16 protein-coding genes and 1 other annotated feature are annotated in these 17730 nt (G+C 34.4%); of the genes, 1 reads left to right on the forward strand and 15 read right to left on the reverse strand.

The features are described 5' to 3' along the window. Positions 1-25: 25 nt before the first annotated feature. The 5 genes from KHA97_RS03935 to KHA97_RS03955 form a co-directional block, all read right to left on the reverse strand. Entirely contained in the window at positions 26-709 is a 684-nt protein-coding gene (locus KHA97_RS03935; protein WP_233713382.1) for an HAD family hydrolase, read from the reverse strand. A 53-nt stretch (positions 710-762) separates the two neighbouring features. Then, complete coding sequence (gene rlmN, locus KHA97_RS03940) at positions 763-1827, reverse strand: 23S rRNA (adenine(2503)-C(2))-methyltransferase RlmN (protein WP_213123427.1); 1065 nt, start codon at positions 1825-1827, stop codon at positions 763-765. Positions 1828-2005: 178 nt separating this feature from the next. Beyond that, positions 2006-2650 (reverse strand): HD domain-containing protein, encoded by a 645-nt coding sequence (locus KHA97_RS03945; protein WP_213123428.1) that lies wholly within the window; start codon positions 2648-2650, stop codon positions 2006-2008. Positions 2651-2827: 177 nt separating this feature from the next. After that, positions 2828-3493: an N-acetylmuramoyl-L-alanine amidase gene (locus KHA97_RS03950; protein ID WP_213123429.1), complete on the reverse strand. Its 666-nt coding sequence runs from the start codon at positions 3491-3493 to the stop codon at positions 2828-2830. Positions 3494-3504: 11 nt separating this feature from the next. Further along, a complete protein-coding gene (locus KHA97_RS03955) occupies positions 3505-4305 on the reverse strand; it encodes an RDD family protein (protein ID WP_213123430.1) in 801 nt (266 codons plus the stop codon). A 114-nt stretch (positions 4306-4419) separates the two neighbouring features. On the opposite strand from KHA97_RS03955, the gene KHA97_RS03960 reads away from it, so the two are divergent. Next, complete coding sequence (locus KHA97_RS03960) at positions 4420-5394, forward strand: stage II sporulation protein M (protein WP_213123431.1); 975 nt, start codon at positions 4420-4422, stop codon at positions 5392-5394. 282 nt (positions 5395-5676) lie between these two features. Here the strand turns inward: KHA97_RS03960 and KHA97_RS03965 are convergent, their stop codons facing one another. The 10 genes from KHA97_RS03965 to KHA97_RS04010 form a co-directional block, all read right to left on the reverse strand. Then, positions 5677-7035 carry a DUF58 domain-containing protein gene (locus KHA97_RS03965; RefSeq protein ID WP_213123432.1) on the reverse strand — a complete coding sequence of 453 codons (1359 nt, stop codon included), beginning with the start codon at positions 7033-7035 and terminating at the stop codon, positions 5677-5679. Continuing rightward, complete coding sequence (locus KHA97_RS03970; RefSeq protein ID WP_213123433.1) at positions 6986-7915, reverse strand: AAA family ATPase; 930 nt, start codon at positions 7913-7915, stop codon at positions 6986-6988. Before KHA97_RS03970 ends, KHA97_RS03965 begins: the two co-directional genes overlap by 50 nt. Then, positions 7912-9036: a DUF4350 domain-containing protein gene (locus tag KHA97_RS03975; RefSeq protein WP_213123434.1), complete on the reverse strand. Its 1125-nt coding sequence runs from the start codon at positions 9034-9036 to the stop codon at positions 7912-7914. The genes KHA97_RS03970 and KHA97_RS03975 overlap by 4 nt, the downstream gene beginning before the upstream one ends. Further along, on the reverse strand, positions 9023-9676 hold the full coding sequence (locus KHA97_RS03980; protein ID WP_213123435.1) for a DUF4129 domain-containing protein: 654 nt from the start codon (positions 9674-9676) through the stop codon (positions 9023-9025). The genes KHA97_RS03975 and KHA97_RS03980 overlap by 14 nt, the downstream gene beginning before the upstream one ends. 18 nt (positions 9677-9694) lie before the next feature. Further along, a complete protein-coding gene (locus KHA97_RS03985; protein WP_213123436.1) occupies positions 9695-10603 on the reverse strand; it encodes a hypothetical protein in 909 nt (302 codons plus the stop codon). A gap of 134 nt (positions 10604-10737) precedes the next feature. Beyond that, positions 10738-11823, reverse strand: a complete 1086-nt coding sequence (msrB, locus tag KHA97_RS03990) for a peptide-methionine (R)-S-oxide reductase MsrB (protein WP_213123437.1) — start codon at positions 11821-11823, stop codon at positions 10738-10740. 22 nt (positions 11824-11845) lie between these two features. Next, positions 11846-13126: a hypothetical protein gene (locus tag KHA97_RS03995; protein ID WP_213123438.1), complete on the reverse strand. Its 1281-nt coding sequence runs from the start codon at positions 13124-13126 to the stop codon at positions 11846-11848. Between the two features lie 627 nt (positions 13127-13753). Beyond that, positions 13754-14677 (reverse strand): UDP-N-acetylmuramate dehydrogenase, encoded by a 924-nt coding sequence (gene murB / locus KHA97_RS04000; RefSeq protein ID WP_233713282.1) that lies wholly within the window; start codon positions 14675-14677, stop codon positions 13754-13756. A 150-nt stretch (positions 14678-14827) separates the two neighbouring features. After that, positions 14828-16519 (reverse strand): arginine--tRNA ligase, encoded by a 1692-nt coding sequence (gene argS, locus KHA97_RS04005; RefSeq protein ID WP_213123439.1) that lies wholly within the window; start codon positions 16517-16519, stop codon positions 14828-14830. Between the two features lie 44 nt (positions 16520-16563). Next, positions 16564-16772 (reverse strand) — a binding site (T-box leader). Between the two features lie 53 nt (positions 16773-16825). After that, complete coding sequence (locus KHA97_RS04010) at positions 16826-17665, reverse strand: DeoR/GlpR family DNA-binding transcription regulator (RefSeq protein WP_213123440.1); 840 nt, start codon at positions 17663-17665, stop codon at positions 16826-16828. Positions 17666-17730: the final 65 nt, after the last annotated feature.

A 17730-nucleotide genomic window follows, 5' to 3' on the forward strand; every position in this document is an offset into this window, starting at 1 on the left:
ACCTCATAATATCGTATGAGGGCTTCTATCCTTTTGATTTTATAATTGTTAAGATGTCTGAAGGTTTTTTCAGTTTTGGAAATCCTGTTATTTTTTCACTAATAACTGGTGGTTGGAACCATGTTGCATGATAAGCCTTTAATCCTGCTTCCCTTGCCCCAAATAATTCATTTGATCCACCGTCACCAATGAATAATGAGTTTTTGGGTTGAACATTTACATTCGTACATGCGATTTCGTATATTTTTTTATTCGGTTTAGCGCATTTGACTTTATAAGAGAAAATCACAGTATCGAATAAATTGGCTAACGGAGAATTCTCCCACTCTAAAACTTCTTCGGGTGCACAATTACTGATAAGCCCTACTTTTATACCCATTTCTTTAATTTGTATAATTGTTTCAATGACCTCCTCGTCAATAGATTTAAAAGGGATGGCTTTTGCTTGGATTCTATTTTCAATAACCTTTTTAATATCATCCATATTTAATGGAGTTTCCAATACACGATACATATCGACTAAACAACTTTTTGCATCTGGAAAAGTCCCATCCATTCTCTGTTCTCTTCTTTTCCCCCATTCTCTCTTGTAAATGTCTTCCTCAATTCCAAGCAATCTTGCCGGATTATAATCAGCTTTCTTTATTCCATTCTCCCATTCCGTTATGAGCGTCTCATATAAATCGAAGAACACAGCTTCAACTACCATTCCCACATCCCGCCCCCTAAATAAAAAAAACGCATCTATAAAATAGATACGTTTTACACTGCCTTTGTTTTCTTTATTTGTTTACTTCTTAGCTGCCCACACGCCGCATCAATATCCGTACCTTGTTCGTGGCGGATACCACATTGTATACCGTTTTTCTTTAAAGTGTCGTAAAAAGCAAGGATTGATTTCTTTTCACTGCGTTCATATTGTATATGCTCGCTGACTGGATTATATGGAATCAAATTCACATAAGTGAGATGGCGTTTGTTATGAAGCAGTTTTGCTAACTCCAATGCTTCCTTCTCGTGATCGTTAACATCTTTCAACAAAATATATTCAATCGTAACCCTACGGTTATTTTTTTCTAAATAATAATCAAGGGCTGCCATTAATTTTTCAATTGGGAAAGCCTTGTTAATTTTCATGATTTCGGTTCTAAGTTCATCATTTGGTGCATGCAAGGACAATGCTAAGTTGACTTGTAATTCCTCGTCTGCAAAGTCGCGAATCTTTTGAGCAAGTCCACTTGTTGATACAGTAATATGTCTAGCTCCGATAGCAAGACCTTTCGGATCATTGACGACACGAAGGAAATTCATCAAATTACTATAGTTATCAAATGGTTCTCCGATACCCATTACAACAATATGGCTTACTCTTTCATCTTTTCCTCTTGCATCAAGGAATTGTTGTACTTTCATAATTTGGCCAACTATTTCGCCGCTATTTAAATCACGACTTTTTCTCAAAATTCCGCTGGCGCAAAAACTACAACCGATATTGCAACCGACTTGAGTTGTGACACAAACGGATAATCCATAAGAAAAACTCATCAACACGGTTTCAATCAAATTTCCATCTGGTAATTGAAATAGAAATTTAATTGTTCCGTCAGCTGATTCTTGTTTAACCGATTCCTTTAATAGCTCAATGTCGAAATGTTCTTCCAGTAATTCTAGACAATCTTTATTTATATTTTTCATATCAGAAAAAGTGGTAACACGTTTTTTATATAGCCAATCCCAGATTTGTTGGGCGCGATATTTTTTCTGACCTTTCTCCAATAACCATTCAGTTAATTGTTCCATTGTTAAACTATATATTGATGGTTTCATTATAATTCCTCATTTCTAATATTTACCAGATTGTAATGAGAGGTTTCCTCGGGTAAATTATATAAAGCTAGCTTAAAATACATCTTCTCACATAAACAAGCTATTAAGAAAATATTAACCTAATCTATAATAAAGGAAAAACCATCGTATAACAACTGCCAAATATTGAATTGCCCATTTAATTCATTTCCCATTCAATGAAAAATGTTACTATATATTCTTTCATAAATTGATGTCTGCTTTCAGCCATTTCTTTACCCATATCTGTGTTCATCAAATCCTTAAGTTTGAATAGTTTTTCGTAAAAATGATTGATAGCAGTAGATTTTCTATTCCTATATTGTTCCTTGTCCAGTTTTTCAACTGGGTCCATATCAGGATGATAAATTAGTTGATTTTTTGCACCTGTATAAGCAAAGGTCCTTGCGATTCCAATTGCTCCCATTGCATCAAGACGGTCTGCATCCTGGACAATCATTCCTTCAAGTGTTTTCATCGGTGGGTTCCCTCCACCTTTGAACGACATCGTTGTAATAATCTCCATGATTCTAGATACATATACTTCATTTACGTTTGCTGAGGACAAAAAGTCTTTAACTTTTTTAATCCCTTCTTCTTCAGTAGAATTCAATTTTTCATCGGCAATATCATGAAGCAAGGCCGCCATTTCGCAAAGGAACATATCGGCGTTTTCAATTACAGCAATTTTTTTAGCAATATTCGTTACACGATAAATATGCCACCAGTCATGACCAGTTGCATCATCGTGTAATTGTTGATATACGAATGATTTTGTTTGTAAAATAATTGATTCTTTATCCACGTACTTATCTCCACCTTAATTCTTGTTAAAATACGTACTTAGAGCAGCAGTAATAGCAACAATGATAAATAACAAGTGCGGAATATTTGGAAATATTGTTATGATCGTTAGAAAAATGATAACGACAATGATTACAATTAATAATGAGTAAAAGAACCCTTTGGTGATCAAACGTTATTAAAATCCTATCTTAGACCAATCAAACAATGAGCCTGGGTCGGTTTTTCTACCAGGTGCATACTCATCATGACCGACGATAAATTTTCGATTTCTTTGTATTGCAGGATTTCGTGTAATAATGTCAGCCAATAATATATTAAGTGTTTTGTATTGAGCCTCAGTATATCCAATAAATGATGGATTAATAGAATCATAGTCCTCATCTTTTATCATTTCAGCCATTTCTTCTTTAGTACCTATTGCAAGCATTTCAATGCCAATAGAATATTGATTCAAATTATTTCGGTATTTTGTAAAATATGGTAAATCACCTGTTCCCGCATGATAAGCTACCCTCTCTTCTGGGACAAGCTGATAGATTTCACCCGATCTTGCAATTAAGTAATGCGCTGAGACACCATATTCAAAAAATATAGAGTATATATCTTGGAGGTTATAAGGATCTAGTACATTATTTCCAACATTGCTTATAAAATGTAAAACGATATGAGTAGGTATTTCGGTTCGAACCTCCGAGTTTTGTAAAGGAAGATGATAATAAATAACATTAATATCTTGTTTTGCAGGTTTCACTTCAGTTTTTTCAGGTTCAATTATTGCTTCGGTTGAACAACCAACAAATAAAAAAATAGTAATTAAAAGAGAAAAATATATTTTTACCATAGAGCGATTCCTCAAAGTTCAAATTCCCAATCATCTTTAAGAATTAAATAGATAATGAGCAGCTTATCTTCTACTTCTTGAATATTTTCTTCCATTTCTAAGCCTAATTTAGGTAGTAATATCCCTGCAATTTGTTTGGTCAAATTCTCTTTTTCGCTTTTCGGCAATTGTAAAAAACGATTGGAATACGTTTGGATTAATTTCCAATCCTTCATATTTATTGATTTTAACGCCCACTCATCTATAACTAGGTCATTTTTTGATAAACCTCTAGCTTGAATTTCTTTTTCAATTGGTGAAAGTTTATTTTTTCGATTTGTCTTTCTTTCATGTACGACAATTGAACCTGCAACAAGGTCACCAATTCTCTTATGTTTTGAGTGGAAGAAAATCATCATAATTCCAAGAAAATATCCAGCCGGCAATGAATCAATGATTCTCAGGAGATTTCGTATAAAACTTGATAATAATGTGATACTATGGCCATTTTCTTGAATGACTCTAATACCCATCATTCTTTTTCCAGGGGTTGTCCCTCCTGAAAAGTATTCAAATGCAAAAAAATATCCCCAGTTTATAAAAAATATGCCAATGATAATAATTGCTATAAGGTAGGAGTGCAAATCAAGAAAAAACAATAAATCTGGTTGTCCAATAGATATGATAAGGAAGATAATGACAATGGCAATGTTAAAAGCCATTAAAATGAGTTGATCGATTATATATGCTGCGGTTCTGCTACCGAGACCTGCAATTTGAAACTGAAGTGATACATATTCAGGTGTTTTTATATTAATCCGGTCATCATTCAAAAGAAAAACCTCGTTTCGCTGTTAAATTCACAGAAGCTGTTTCTATTTTTTTTTGAAATTACTATAATAAGAGAATAGACTAAGATTTTAATTATAAATAGTGTAGGTGCTAGGATGAATATTAAACAATTCATAAAACAACATCGTGACGAATGGAAACATCTTGAACATCTTATCGGAGTTTTACAAAAGCGTAAAAATACATATACAGGTACAGATATTGACCAATTTAACAGACTTTACCAAAAGGCGGCGCAAAATCTTTCATATTGTCAAACCTATTTTCCAAATGAAGAAGTGACAAGTTATTTAAATGGACTCGTTTCAAAATCACATAATCTTTTATATAAAGATCAAATATCTAGTTTCAAACAAATCCGTCATTTTTTCAGCACTACTTTTATTGGACTTTTATTAGAACAATGGAAAGCAATTACAATTGCTATGTTATTGTTCACTCTGGGTGCAATCGGGAGTTTTTTCTCAGTAATAAACGATCCTCTTCACTTGTATTCTATTCTTCCTGCAGACATCGCCCAAAATGTGGACCCCGAGCGACTGGGCAGCAGTGATGGAGGAGTTAATTCCCCATTAATGTCAGCAAGCATTATGACGAATAATATTCAAGTCGCTATATTAGCATTTGCAGGTGGAGTAACATTTGGTTTGCTGACAGTATATGTATTAATCTATAACGGAATTATAATCGGAGCCCTCGCGGCGCTATTTTGGCAGTACGGAAAAACATATGATTTTTGGGCATATATCGTCCCTCATGGGATGATTGAACTTACCGCTATTTTCATTGCCGGCGGAGCGGGATTATTAATGGGCTATAAACTGTTTGTACCTGGTCATTATTCAAGAGGTTATCATTTAAAATACCAAGCGAAACGATCCGTTCAGTTATTACTTGGCACAATCCCGTTATTCATTATCGCTGGAATCATTGAAGGGTTTATCACCCCAGCAGCGATACCGTTGGAAGCGAAATATGTCGTGGCTCTTATAACCGTTTTTGGTCTAATCCTTTATATGCTGATTGGAAAAATTCTTTTGAAACGGTCTCTCTCTAATGTATCGTATTAATTCTGTAATTTGTTAGCGAATCTATAGCTGAAATGCTGATAGATTCGCTTTTTTCTTATGTTTTATTATGCTTATAGCGGTTTTATTAGCTGATTTATGATTCTATTAGCCGATTTAAGATTCTATTAGCCGATTCGCAATCCTATTAGCCAATTTACGATTCTATTAGCCATTTTGGTAATCCTATTAGCTGATTCACAAATTTTAATAGCCACTGGGATATTCTTTTGGGAATTTCAAGTTTTTATTCTACGTTCTCTCGTTGTTTTACAGTTTCAGCTCTTACAACAAATTCCGGTTCATAATATCGATATAATGAGAAACTGCGGCAGTTGCTAGATGCTCTTCTTTCGCCTCAATCATGACGAGGCCCTGTCTCTCCCACTTGATTTTTTCTTTCTTTTTAAAAAGCATTTGCTGCTGTGCGATGCTTTTGATCATGGCTTGTTGGACACTTTCCGGCTTTTCTTCTGTCCTCATCTGAAGTGTCACGTCCTCAATACCAACCATTAAAAATAAATGCCTTTGTCTTAATCGTTCTAAATAAAGAAGGGCGTGTTCTTCATACAGGAATGTTCGTATATCACTGAACAAAAGAAGCAGGCTTCGTTTCTTTTGCATTGCTTCTAAAAAAGAAAATACTGCTGCATAATTGGATTCTGCGGAATCAACCGTAACATTATAGATGGAATGAAGAATTGTCTGTAAATGAGCCATACCTTTTGCTGGAGGAACAAACACTTTTACATCCTTTGCAAAAGCTAGAACCGAGACATAATCACCATTTTGAAGTGCTGCAGCTGCCACTAAATGCGCAGCCTCCAATGCCTTTTCTAGGCGGTTCCCTTTCGACAATTCAGCTCCCATCATTCTACCGCAATCTATCAGAATCGTAATATATTTTCCGTGTTCAGGTTCATACTCATTCGTCATAACTTGACGCAGCTTTGCTGTTTGTCTCCAGTTAATTTTTCGAGGGTCGTCCCCAACGACATAGTTTCTGATTTGAGAAAAGTCGCCAATTCCTGTTTGATGCCTACGAATTTTATTTCCTTCAAACAGCAAATACTTCTGAGCATTTTCTAAAAATTGTTTTGTCTCAGTTAGATCAGGAATTACTTTAATTTTGTTTGTCAAATCAATTGTCATTTGTTTTTTCCATAATCCTAACTTACTGGAATAACGAAAATACAGCATTGTTATTTCGTATTCTCCTCGTACAGAAGCTTTTGTTTCATATTCCAATGTTGAGGTTATCAGCTGATCAACTCTCCCGTTCATCGGAAATGTGCTCTGGAAACTTTGCGGTATCCCGTCTATCAAAGTAAATGACAAGGAGTACGTTGACATATTTGTTACATCGATTTGTACCTTATAAGATAGATTTCTTTCCATTTCATCTGGAATATGTCGTTTAAAATGTAAATCCTTTTTCTTGGGAGAAAAAAATAAATCAACCAAACTAACTAAAAACAAGACTACATTCATAAAAATGAATGCCCACCATGAAAGATTTCCGAAGCTCAATACTAAGAGAACTAACGAAAGAATGATGAATATAGAAATTAAGCGTCTAGAAGGTAATATTCCTCTACCTTGGAACAGGAACCGATCCCACAAGTTCTTCAATGATTTGGTCAACTGACGCTCCCTCCAATTCTATATGTGGAGATAGTTGTATACGGTGTCGCAATGAGGGCTTAGAGACCATTTTAACGTCATCTGGGGTTATATAATCCCTTCCGGATAAATAAGCCCATGATTGGGCTGCTCTACCAATAGAAATTGCTGCCCTTGTACTCGCTCCAAAGCGGATTGAATCAATCTCGCGTGTTTTTCTTACTATTTTCATAATATAATCCATTACATTCTCTCCGACTGTTACGCGAGAGATTTCCTCTTTTATAGCTAAAAATTCGTCCATATTCATGACGGGAGATAATGGAATCGTGTAGCTTTTATTTTCGATAACTTGATGTAATACATTTTTCTCATCTTCAAAACTAGGAAAATCAATGTAGAGTTTAAAGAGGAAACGATCTTGCTGCGCTTCAGGCAACGGGTATGTTCCTTCAAATTCAATCGGATTTTGAGTTGCCACAACGAAAAAAACCTCTGACAAGGGGTACGTTTTTCCTTGAATTGTTACTTGCTTCTCTTCCATTGCTTCTAAAAGTGCTGCTTGTGTTTTAGCAGGAGTTCGGTTAATTTCATCAGCCAAAAGAATATTTGTGAAAACGGGCCCTTTTATCGTTTCAAAATTACTGTCTTTCATATTGTAAATAGTACTTCCAGTAATATCACTAGGCAATAGATCTGGTGTAAATTGAATTCGATTGAAGTTTCCACCCAAAAGTCCGGCAAGGCTTCTTACCATTTGTGTTTTTCCTGTTCCAGGAACTCCTTCTAATAGGACATGACCACCAGCCAATATAGCTGATAGTAATAGTTTTATATTTAAGCTTTGTCCTAATATTCTTTCTTCATATTTTTCTATTAAGGTTTGTAATTCTTTTTTCATCTCCTGACAACCTCTTCCCTTAGTCGATCTAATCTTTTTGACCATTGTAAGTATTCTTGCTTACTTAATTTTTCATTTTGTAAAACCGAACCAATATCATTCAAAGTTTGCACATCTGTTAAATTGATTCTTTTACGTTGAAACAAGTCTTTCATTTCAAACCATTCAACTGTGGAAGGAATCCCGTAGCGTTCTTGTATTAATTGCTTTACAAAGTCAGACTGTATGTTTAAAGATTCCCCAAATTTTTTGCCTCTTAAATACCAAGCAGCCAACGCTCTAATCCCCTCATCGCTAAAGCGAACAGTTTCTTCTCTTGGAATGAATATCGGACCAAACCTTTTCCCTTTTGCCCATAAGAACAATATGGCAATTACTAGGATTTGAAACAATAATATCAAAAACCACTTTGGATACACTGTCCATACCGTAGAAGCATTTTCTCCCATATGAACATATTCATCAAAGAGAATAGTAGTTGGTTTTTCCTCATTAATTAAAGAAAGAATAAGTGGAATATGATCACTTGTTAAAATTTGGCCGTTTGTCAGCCACTCTGGTGCAATGGAAACAATTAAATGACCATCACCATAAGTGCGTTTTAAGGCAATAGCCCCTTCTGTATCTTGTAATAAAACTTTATCTTGTTTTTTTGTTTGCAGCCGTATTGTAGAATTTACTTCTCCTCTATATGTAATTCCGTTTTGATCCGTTATTTTTAGTTTCTTATTTGAAAGATTCTTTTCCACGATGTCTGATTTTAGTTCAAAAAAGCCATCTGGCTTCTCACTGATTAATAGAATCGTATTTCCGGCATTCATAAAATTTTTATATTCATTTATTTCGTCTGAAGTCGGCATGAAAAATGGTTCTATTATAATAAGAAGTTGATTTCCCTTATCATGATTTAATAATTTCGGAGTATGTTTCCATCTCTTTACCGTGTCATAATGATTATGTAAATACGTATATAAAGCCTTTATTCCTGTAGATGCAGGAGAATCTGATACATAATTTGGATAACTCTTCGGCTTTTGTGAAAACAGAAGAAAGCTTGCCAGTACAAAAATGATTAAAAGGATTATGAGCCAAATCCACGTCTTTATTTTACTTTGCAGCATTATTTGGCCCCTCCTCTATTTTTCTAAGCCATTCCAATACTTGTAATTTGTATTGCAAATATTCTTCTTTAGTGACAATCCTCTCACCATATGTAACTTCATCGAATAACAGTGCAATATTAAAAAATCGCTCGGCCCATTCCTTGTTTACTTTTTGAAGTTCATCGTAATATTCCCAATTTGTTTTCCATATTCTTGCCATAAGCCATTCTTTCTCATGGAAGTATAAAAGTAAGGCGAGGAAGAGATGACGTGTTGATAATGAATACTCTTTTAATGAGCTTAGTCTGTCGGCCTCATTTAAGTGAGTTTGATATGTCCATTCCATTTCTTTCATAGATGTAAAAGGTTTATTATCCCAATATTTGCGTTTCCGTAATTGCACCCGAACGAGTAGCAGCGTCAATACTACAATCATGGCTAGAACAGCAATAATAATAGCAATAAGAACCGGACCAGCTGCCGCGTGACTGGCCGATTCTAATGAAGGGAATAATTTCTCCAATTGATTCGCAATCCATTCTTTTGCTCGTTCCCACCATATTGTAAAAATACTTTTAGATTCGTTCGCATACATTTGATATTCTTTTCCATCCAAAATGCTACGAATCTCTTCTTTTGCCTTATCTAGATTTTTCATTATTTATCACCTAACGATTTACGACTGCACCGCATTATAGTCTTCAATCATTTCCTTTAAATCGTCCGCATCATGTCTTGTTTTTGCATCAAGATACATAACAGAATAACCAACTGAAAAAATCATTGTAGTAAACAAACTTACAACACTTGAAATAATCGATAACAATACACTATTTCCTAGAAATATGCCAAAAGACACTTCAACAGCATAACTAATACTAGAAACAATCAATGAAAATACGAGATATAATCCAAATAATGCCCAAGTTCTATTTTTTGTAAGTTTCCAGCTTCTTGAAAAACCAATAGCTTCACCATCAAGAACAACAGAGCCGAAATAAAAACCCCATTTTGTCAACAATAATCCTATTCCTATTAAAAAACTAATAAATAAAAGAACTGCTATAAGGATTCCTGCAACTGGATTTACGAGTGCGCCTACAAATCCTACGAGCACGACAATGATTATTGGAATAAAAACTAGACCTATTACTAGAAGTACAAAAAGAATACTGCTGCCAAGGATAGGACCGTATCTTGAAAATCCTTCTTTTATAACTGAACCAACTGTATACTCTTCGTTTTTTCTCATATGATTAATGGCAATGAGAATTGCCGCTCCAGCAACTGGAAATAAAAAAATACTTAAAAATGAAACAGCAATAATTCCTAAATCTGCACCTAAACTAGTACTCCCAGTTTCTTCGAAGCTTGAGAGTATTTGTTCATACCATACATTACCTGTCCCAAGCTCTCTAAAAAAACTTACTCCGGACATAAGCTGGATAATAATTTGCAACAAATAAATGGGTCCCATAAAAATTAGATTAATTAGTAAAAAATCAGAAAACTTATATTTGCTTAATTTGAATGTGAGATCTAATATCTCTCCGAATCCTTTCGGACGGTTAAATTTAATATCCAAGTACAATTTCCCCCTATTAATTTATAAATCACTCATAACGCCTATTTTATCATTATTTTGAAATAATTTGCTTATAAAATATTTTTTAAAAAAGAAAAAAGGCAATATCCAATTCATAATCGGAATTGCCTGCATTATTTTACCTCTTCTATGAAGTCCCCGTAGCCTTCTTTTACCATGTCTTCTATCGGTATGAATCGAAGTGAAGCACTATTAACACAATACCTGAGCCCACCTTCTTCAATCGGACCATCATCAAAAACATGGCCTAGATGAATATCACCTACACGACTTCGTATTTCAGTACGGTTCATTTTGAAGCTTGTATCCTCTTCGTATTTTACCACTTTATGGGAGATGGGTTTAGTGAAACTTGGCCAACCACAATCAGAGTCATATTTATCTCGGCTTGAAAAAAGGGGCTCCCCTGTTACGATATCAACATAGATGCCGGGCTCATAAAAATCCCAATATTCATTGTGATAGGCGGGTTCTGTCCCATCGAGCATAGCAACTTCATATTGTTCTTGCGAAAGATTCTTCTTAATGTCCTCATCACTAGGTTTTAAATAACTTTGAGCTTCATCATCATCTTCATCCAAAATACTTAAATCAATATGGCAATATCCATTTGGATTTTTTTCTAAATAGTCTTGATGATAATCCTCTGCTAAGAAAAAGTTATTTATCGGTAATACTTCGGTTACAATTTTTTCATTGTATTTTTCTTGTTCATGTTTAATATAGGCTTTAATAATAGCTTCATCACTTTTATCTTCAAAATAAATGCCACTACGATATTGAATCCCTTTATCATTTCCTTGCTGATTTATGCTTGTCGGGTCAACTACCTTGAAGAAATAGGTCAGAAGTTCGTTTAAGGATACTCTTTTAGGGTCGTACTCAACATGGACAGTTTCAGCGAATTCACGATCTCCTTTGATAACATCTTCATATGTGGGTGTTGTCCCTTTGCCGTTCGCGTATCCAGACGTCGCATTTTTCACACCTAATATTCGAGCAAAATATGCTTCTACACCCCAAAAACATCCACCAGCAAAATAGATTGAATTTAGTTCACTAGTCGAATAATCGATATTTTCATTAGGGTTATATGGCAATGCACTATTTCCGCTGGCCAACTGGGAGTTAATTTGTGTACAAGCAGTTAAAAAGAAGATAAGAAGACATATAGGTATACAATAAATAAGCCGCTTCATTCTAACTCCCCCCAAAAAAACTTTACTTCATTTTGGTTTTATTCCATTTTCCAACAGTATGAAATAGCTTTTCATTAGCCCATCCGTAACAATAATATAGCACATCGTCGGCTTCACTATTTTTTGCAGCTTCCAGTGCTTCAATTAAATGATTTTCTTCAATATTCCACATTTGAATTCCACTAAATATATGCGTATTTGCTTCCGAAAGTGCACGCACCTTATCATTTTCATTTTTAACGAAGGAGATTGGGTAACCATTTTCTTTAAATGTTTCATACGATATGTTGTATTGTAAGTTAAAAAATGTAAGAAAAGCTTGGAAAGCTTTTTCCTGTTTAGCTGAAGTATCCGCAAAGTATTCTATAAACCCTTGTACATCTGCACCACCGCCAAGTTTATGATATGGAAAATGCTTTAATGTATTTGATACTTTTGTTAATCGGCTATAATCTTGACCTAACAACCAGGCGTATGAAGGTGGCCACAAATCCAACCATAATTGAATGTGAGGATTTACCTTTTGGATTTCATTTAATAGTTTTTCAACAAAAGAAGAGACACTATCTTGCCTAAAATGAATCCATTTACTTATTATTTCTGATTGATGCAATATACTAACAGCAGATTGGAAGTCTTGGCTTTTTAATTGGGCAGCAACCATATTCATTGTATCAATCAGTTCGGAAACAATTATGCCAGATGTTTCCATCCTTTTTTTACAATGAGGACAGAAACAACTGAATAATCCTTTTGGATTTACTTCTTTCCCAGCCCAGTCAGGAAATCGTATTCTATCGATCAAATAATTCGTATATCCGTATTTTTCTGTTAACGCGATAATTAATTTAGACCACATCGGGACAACATCAGGTCCGTTTGGACATAACCAATTCTCAGTGTAGTTTCCGCGAAAATCAATGACTCCATTATTAGCCAAATTTCCTTGAAAATCTCCATTTAACAAATTCAGCCAAGGAATAATTTTGAAAGACGTATTTGATGAAGCCTCTTTTAACAATTGTATGGAGTCTTCGCCTTTTTGTACTCCAGAATCAACCTTTTGATATAGTTCTCCATAAATCATTTTTACATCTAGCGGTACATGCCATGTACCTTCTCCTTGAACAAATTCATGAACAGAATTATGAGGCAACATACCCCTTGGATAAGGGTTACGTTCAAAAATCGTATTCACTTGCGGAAAAATATAATGAATATCCCCCATTACATTTAATAGAGTAAAAATTTGATCCGTACCTTCATCAATAATATCATGTGGATGGAGATGAATTCCGTTCATGCTATTAGTCCCCCTTTAGTTTAATATAAAAAGAAAACAAGTTTTCAATCCGTATTTCTATCGCTTTTGGCTCAAACTCTTTAAGAATATATATTCTTGATTTATATTGCTCAGCTGTTCTTCTGGTAATGATTTTACTATTTCTCGTAGCTTAGCTACGAATAAGGCATCGGTCAAAGTTGCTATATTGCTAGTATATCGTGTGCCTACTTCACTAAAAGGAGTATCATACAAGAAACGTAAAGAGGAATGAAAGAAGCCTATCATCTCTGAATCACATTTAATAAGTTCTGGAATATCAATGAATCCTTTATTGTAAAGTCCACCCAAGTTATGCCTAATTTTTGCCTAGTCACTTCAGGTAAACACTTGCCAAGGTTTTGTATAATTGGGGTATCTTCCGCATAATACCAAGATGCATCAGGATGATAACCAATTTGATAAAGAGCATCATTTGGATAGAAGTGATCTCTATCTTGTTATAAACATTACCAATCCCCCTTTTTTTAATAAAGCGCTTCCATTTTCCTATAAAGTAAGATAAATTAAGTAATTTTGGTTGTGTGACTTATTCATATTTAAATATAAAGAAGAGAAAAAAGCAATTTGCCATTAAGACAAATTGCCTTATCCTTCAGGATTCTTCCCTATTATTTTTACTTCTGTTTCAAGATCAATTCCAAACTTTTCTTTTACCGTTTTTTGAACATGTTCTATTAACTGAATATAATCAGTCGATGTAGCATTGTCCACATTGACAATAAATCCGGCATGTTTTGTAGAAACTTCGGCTCCTCCAATTCTCGTTCCTTGGAGACCACTTTCTTGAATTAGTTTTCCAGCAAAATTACCCGGTGGTCGCTTAAATACACTTCCACAAGAAGGGTATTCTAACGGCTGTTTTGACTCACGAAGAAATGTATTTTCGTCCATTTTCCCTTTAATTAATGTAGGATCTGCTTTCCTTAACGAGAAGACAGCTTCTACTATTATCAGATGTTCATTGGCAAAAACACTACTCCTATAGCCAAATTGAAATTCACCAGTTTTTAAGGTACGAAACTCCCCTGATTGAGTAAGGACGGTTGCACTTGTTAATACCTCTGAAATTTCTCCGCCATAGGCACCTGCATTCATAATCAATGCACCACCAACCGTTCCAGGAATTCCACAGGCGAACTCCAATCCAGATAATTGATGCTGCAAAGCTATTCTTGAAACATCAATAATATTTGCTCCGCTTCCTACTGTTATGGTTTCATTTATCACTGATACTTTATTTAATTGGTCAAGGCTTACGACAATTCCTCGTATTCCCGCATCTCTAATAATAACATTGGTACCTTTCCCCAATACCGTCAACGGGATATCGTGTGCAAATGCATATTTTACAATTTTTTGCAGACCATTTACATCAAATGGCTTAATAAAAACATCGCCAATCCCGCCTGTTTTAATAAATGTATGTTTTGATAATGGTTCCGTTATCGCTAATTCCGCATCAGGGACCATTTGTTGTAAATCTTTAAAAATCATTAAAATTTCTTTCATTTTATTCTGCCTCTTAATTTATTTTAAGTATATATAGATATTAAATTAATAATGAATCATAAGCAACGCTCTTTCAAGATTTCCTAATAAGCACACAATTCGTACCATTTATCATATTCATTTATTTATATTATGTTTCTAACCCATTCATTACATTTCTTCAGGTGCCTTTAACCCTAATAATCTTAAACCTTCTTTTAATATAATTGTTGTAGATTTAACAAGTGCTAGTCGACTTTCTATACCAGCTTCATTTGATAAAATCTTAACATGGCTATAATATTTATTAAATTCTTTTGATATATCAAGCAAGTATTTTGCAATAATGGATGGTTCAAAATATTCGAAGCTCTTTTCGATCACGGCAGGAAACTGCATTAAAAGCTTCACGATTGGCCAGGAATAATCATCATTTAATCCTATTGGATCAGTGTTAAGACTGTTAAAGTTCGCTTTTCTTAAAATTGAGCAAGCTCTCGCATGAGTATATTGTACATAAGGTCCGGTCGTCCCTTCGAATTTTAACATATCTTCAAGGGAAAATTCGATATTGTTTTGTCTTTCATTTTTTAAGTCGTGAAAAATAATAGCTCCAACACCCACTATATTGGCCACTTCTTCTTTTTTTAAAAGGTTCGGATTTTTTTCTTCAATATTCTTTTTAGCCATTTGAATTGCTTCAATGATGACTTCTTCCAATAACACAACTTTTCCTTTTCTTGTCGACATCTTTTTGCCATCTTTTAAAATAAACCCGAATGGAATATGGATCATTTCCTTTGCCCAGGAATATCCCATTTTTTCAAGGACTAGAAATATTTGTTTAAAATGAAGGCTTTGTTCCTGCCCAACTACATACAATGCTTTTTCAAATTGATACGTTTCCTTTCTGTATAAGGCCGCAGTTAAATCTCTTGTTGCATAAAGTGATGCTCCATCTTTTTTCATAATTAAGCATGGAGGAAAGTCAAATTCCTTTAATTCAACAACTTGAGCACCTTCAGATGGCGTTAGTAAACCCTTATTACTTATCAATTGTATCGTTTTATCCATTTTATTGTTGTAAAAAGCTTCTCCGTGATAAGAATCAAAGTGAACACCTAACAAAGAATAGATCTTCGTAAATTCATGCAAAGATTCATCTCTAAACCATTTCCAAAGGTTTTGCGCTTCAATATCCCCCTCCTCTAATCGTTTAAACCACATTCTTGCTTCATCTTCCAAACTTGGATCAGTTTCTGCCTTTTCATGAAATTTTACGTAAAGGCTTAATAATTCTTTTATGGGCTCATTTTTTACCTTTTCTTCATGACCCCAATGATTATAAGCAACAATTAGTTTACCAAACTGTGTTCCCCAATCCCCTAAATGGTTGATTCTAACAGCTTTATAGCCACATTTTTCAGCTATGAGTGCAAGAGCATTTCCGATTACAGTTGATCTTAGATGCCCCATTGAAAATGGTTTAGCTATATTAGGAGATGAAAAATCAATCGTGATAGTCTTCCCTTTCCCTGTATCAAGCGATCCATAATCATTTCCTACTTGTAAAAGTGATTGTAAAATCATCTGACTGGCTAGATTTTTATTAAGAAAGCAATTTACATACGGTCCATTTGCTTCTACTTTTTCAAAAAAAGGATGATTAATTTTGCTTGCTACTTCATGGGCTATTTTTGCAGGGGCATTTCTTAATTGCTTGGCTAGTGTAAAGCATGGAAATGCTAAATCACCTTGATCTTCGAACTTCGGTTTTTCAATTAACTGTATGACATCATCTAATGTTAATGCTTCATTTAAGGAAGCCGTTATTTGTTCGGCATATGTTTTTATAAAATCCATTCTACATACCTCCAATTGTGATAATAAAAAAAATCTCGCCTCAAATTAGAGACGAGATTACCCGCGGTACCACTCTTATTGTTCATATGAACCTTCTTGAATTGATAACGGGGTCCTCCCCGATATTACCCTACTCATTGTTTCAGGTATATTTCTCAAAAGTGCGCTTCATTATGATTCTTCTATTAGGCTCCCACCATCCCTAACTCGCTTCAGAAATGATCATAAATACTCTCTTTATCACCGAAATCACATTATTTATTTTTGCAAGTATAGAAGAAAATCAATAATAAATCAAGCACTGAATTATCGACGAAGCCTTAGCTTTTGATTTTTACTTTTTAAAATAGGCAATTGTCGTTCTTGAAAGGCTTGGAAATTTGTTAATTGCGTAGTTACGACAGTGATGTTATTTTCCTCCAACATATTTTTTTCAAGAGGATCTATTTTTTTGTCTGTAATAACGACATCCACTTCTTGGATTGGATAAATTTGTGAAAACGACCTTTTACCGAATTTACTTGAATCTGCCATTAAATAAACTAATTCAGATCTCATCATCATCTGTTTTTTTATCAGTGCCTGAAGTTCATTGGAATCGCTAAGACCATCCTCAAAATGAACACCTGTACACGATATAAAAGCTTTATCTACATGGTAGTTTGATATGGATTGTTCAGCTAAAGGTCCTACAAAAGATAATGATCTCGAAAGAAGTTTTCCCCCTGTGGAGATAACTTCGATTTTTTCTTTTTTGCTTAGCTCCATAACGACTTTTATCGAGTTGGTTACTACAGTAAGTGGAATGTTTGGCAATTCTTTTGCCATGTACCATGCCGTGGTGCTTGCATCTAAAATAATTCTGTCACCATTATTTACTTGATCTGCAGCTTCCTTTGCGATCGCTTTCTTTTCAGGAACATTTGTAATAACCCTTTCTGAAAAATGAATTTCGGAATTGGATTCTTGTATACTAACGGCTCCCCCGTGACTTCTTTGAAGCTTCCCTTCACTTTCTAATTTTTCAAGATCACGACGAATCGTTTCTTCCGTTACCGAAAAAATTTCACTTAATTCGGAAACACGAATGCTTAAACGATTATTAACGATTTCTATAATTTTTTTATGTCTTTCTGCTACGAGCAAGGTAAACGCCCCTGACTTTTGTTTCTTTTTGTTTATTTGTGATAATAAAATTATAACACAGATTT

Origin of the sequence: Lederbergia citri (assembly GCF_018343625.1) — a bacterium.
Lineage (GTDB): Bacteria > Bacillota > Bacilli > Bacillales > Bacillaceae_C > Lederbergia > Lederbergia citri.

Bases quoted from the DNA above. Each gene is read 5' to 3' on its own strand.
- KHA97_RS03935 (WP_233713382.1), bottom strand. From the start codon at position 709: ATGGTAGTTGAAGCTGTGTTCTTCGATTTATATGAGACGCTCATAACG.
- rlmN (WP_213123427.1), bottom strand. From the start codon at position 1,827: ATGAAACCATCAATATATAGTTTAACAATGGAACAATTAACTGAATGG.
- KHA97_RS03950 (WP_213123429.1), bottom strand. From the start codon at position 3,493: ATGGTAAAAATATATTTTTCTCTTTTAATTACTATTTTTTTATTTGTT.
- KHA97_RS03960 (WP_213123431.1), top strand. From the start codon at position 4,420: ATGAATATTAAACAATTCATAAAACAACATCGTGACGAATGGAAACAT.
- KHA97_RS03970 (WP_213123433.1), bottom strand. From the start codon at position 7,915: ATGAAAAAAGAATTACAAACCTTAATAGAAAAATATGAAGAAAGAATA.
- KHA97_RS03975 (WP_213123434.1), bottom strand. From the start codon at position 9,036: ATGCTGCAAAGTAAAATAAAGACGTGGATTTGGCTCATAATCCTTTTA.
- KHA97_RS03980 (WP_213123435.1), bottom strand. From the start codon at position 9,676: ATGAAAAATCTAGATAAGGCAAAAGAAGAGATTCGTAGCATTTTGGAT.
- msrB (WP_213123437.1), bottom strand. From the start codon at position 11,823: ATGAAGCGGCTTATTTATTGTATACCTATATGTCTTCTTATCTTCTTT.
- KHA97_RS03995 (WP_213123438.1), bottom strand. From the start codon at position 13,126: ATGAACGGAATTCATCTCCATCCACATGATATTATTGATGAAGGTACG.
- murB (WP_233713282.1), bottom strand. From the start codon at position 14,677: ATGAAAGAAATTTTAATGATTTTTAAAGATTTACAACAAATGGTCCCT.
- argS (WP_213123439.1), bottom strand. From the start codon at position 16,519: ATGGATTTTATAAAAACATATGCCGAACAAATAACGGCTTCCTTAAAT.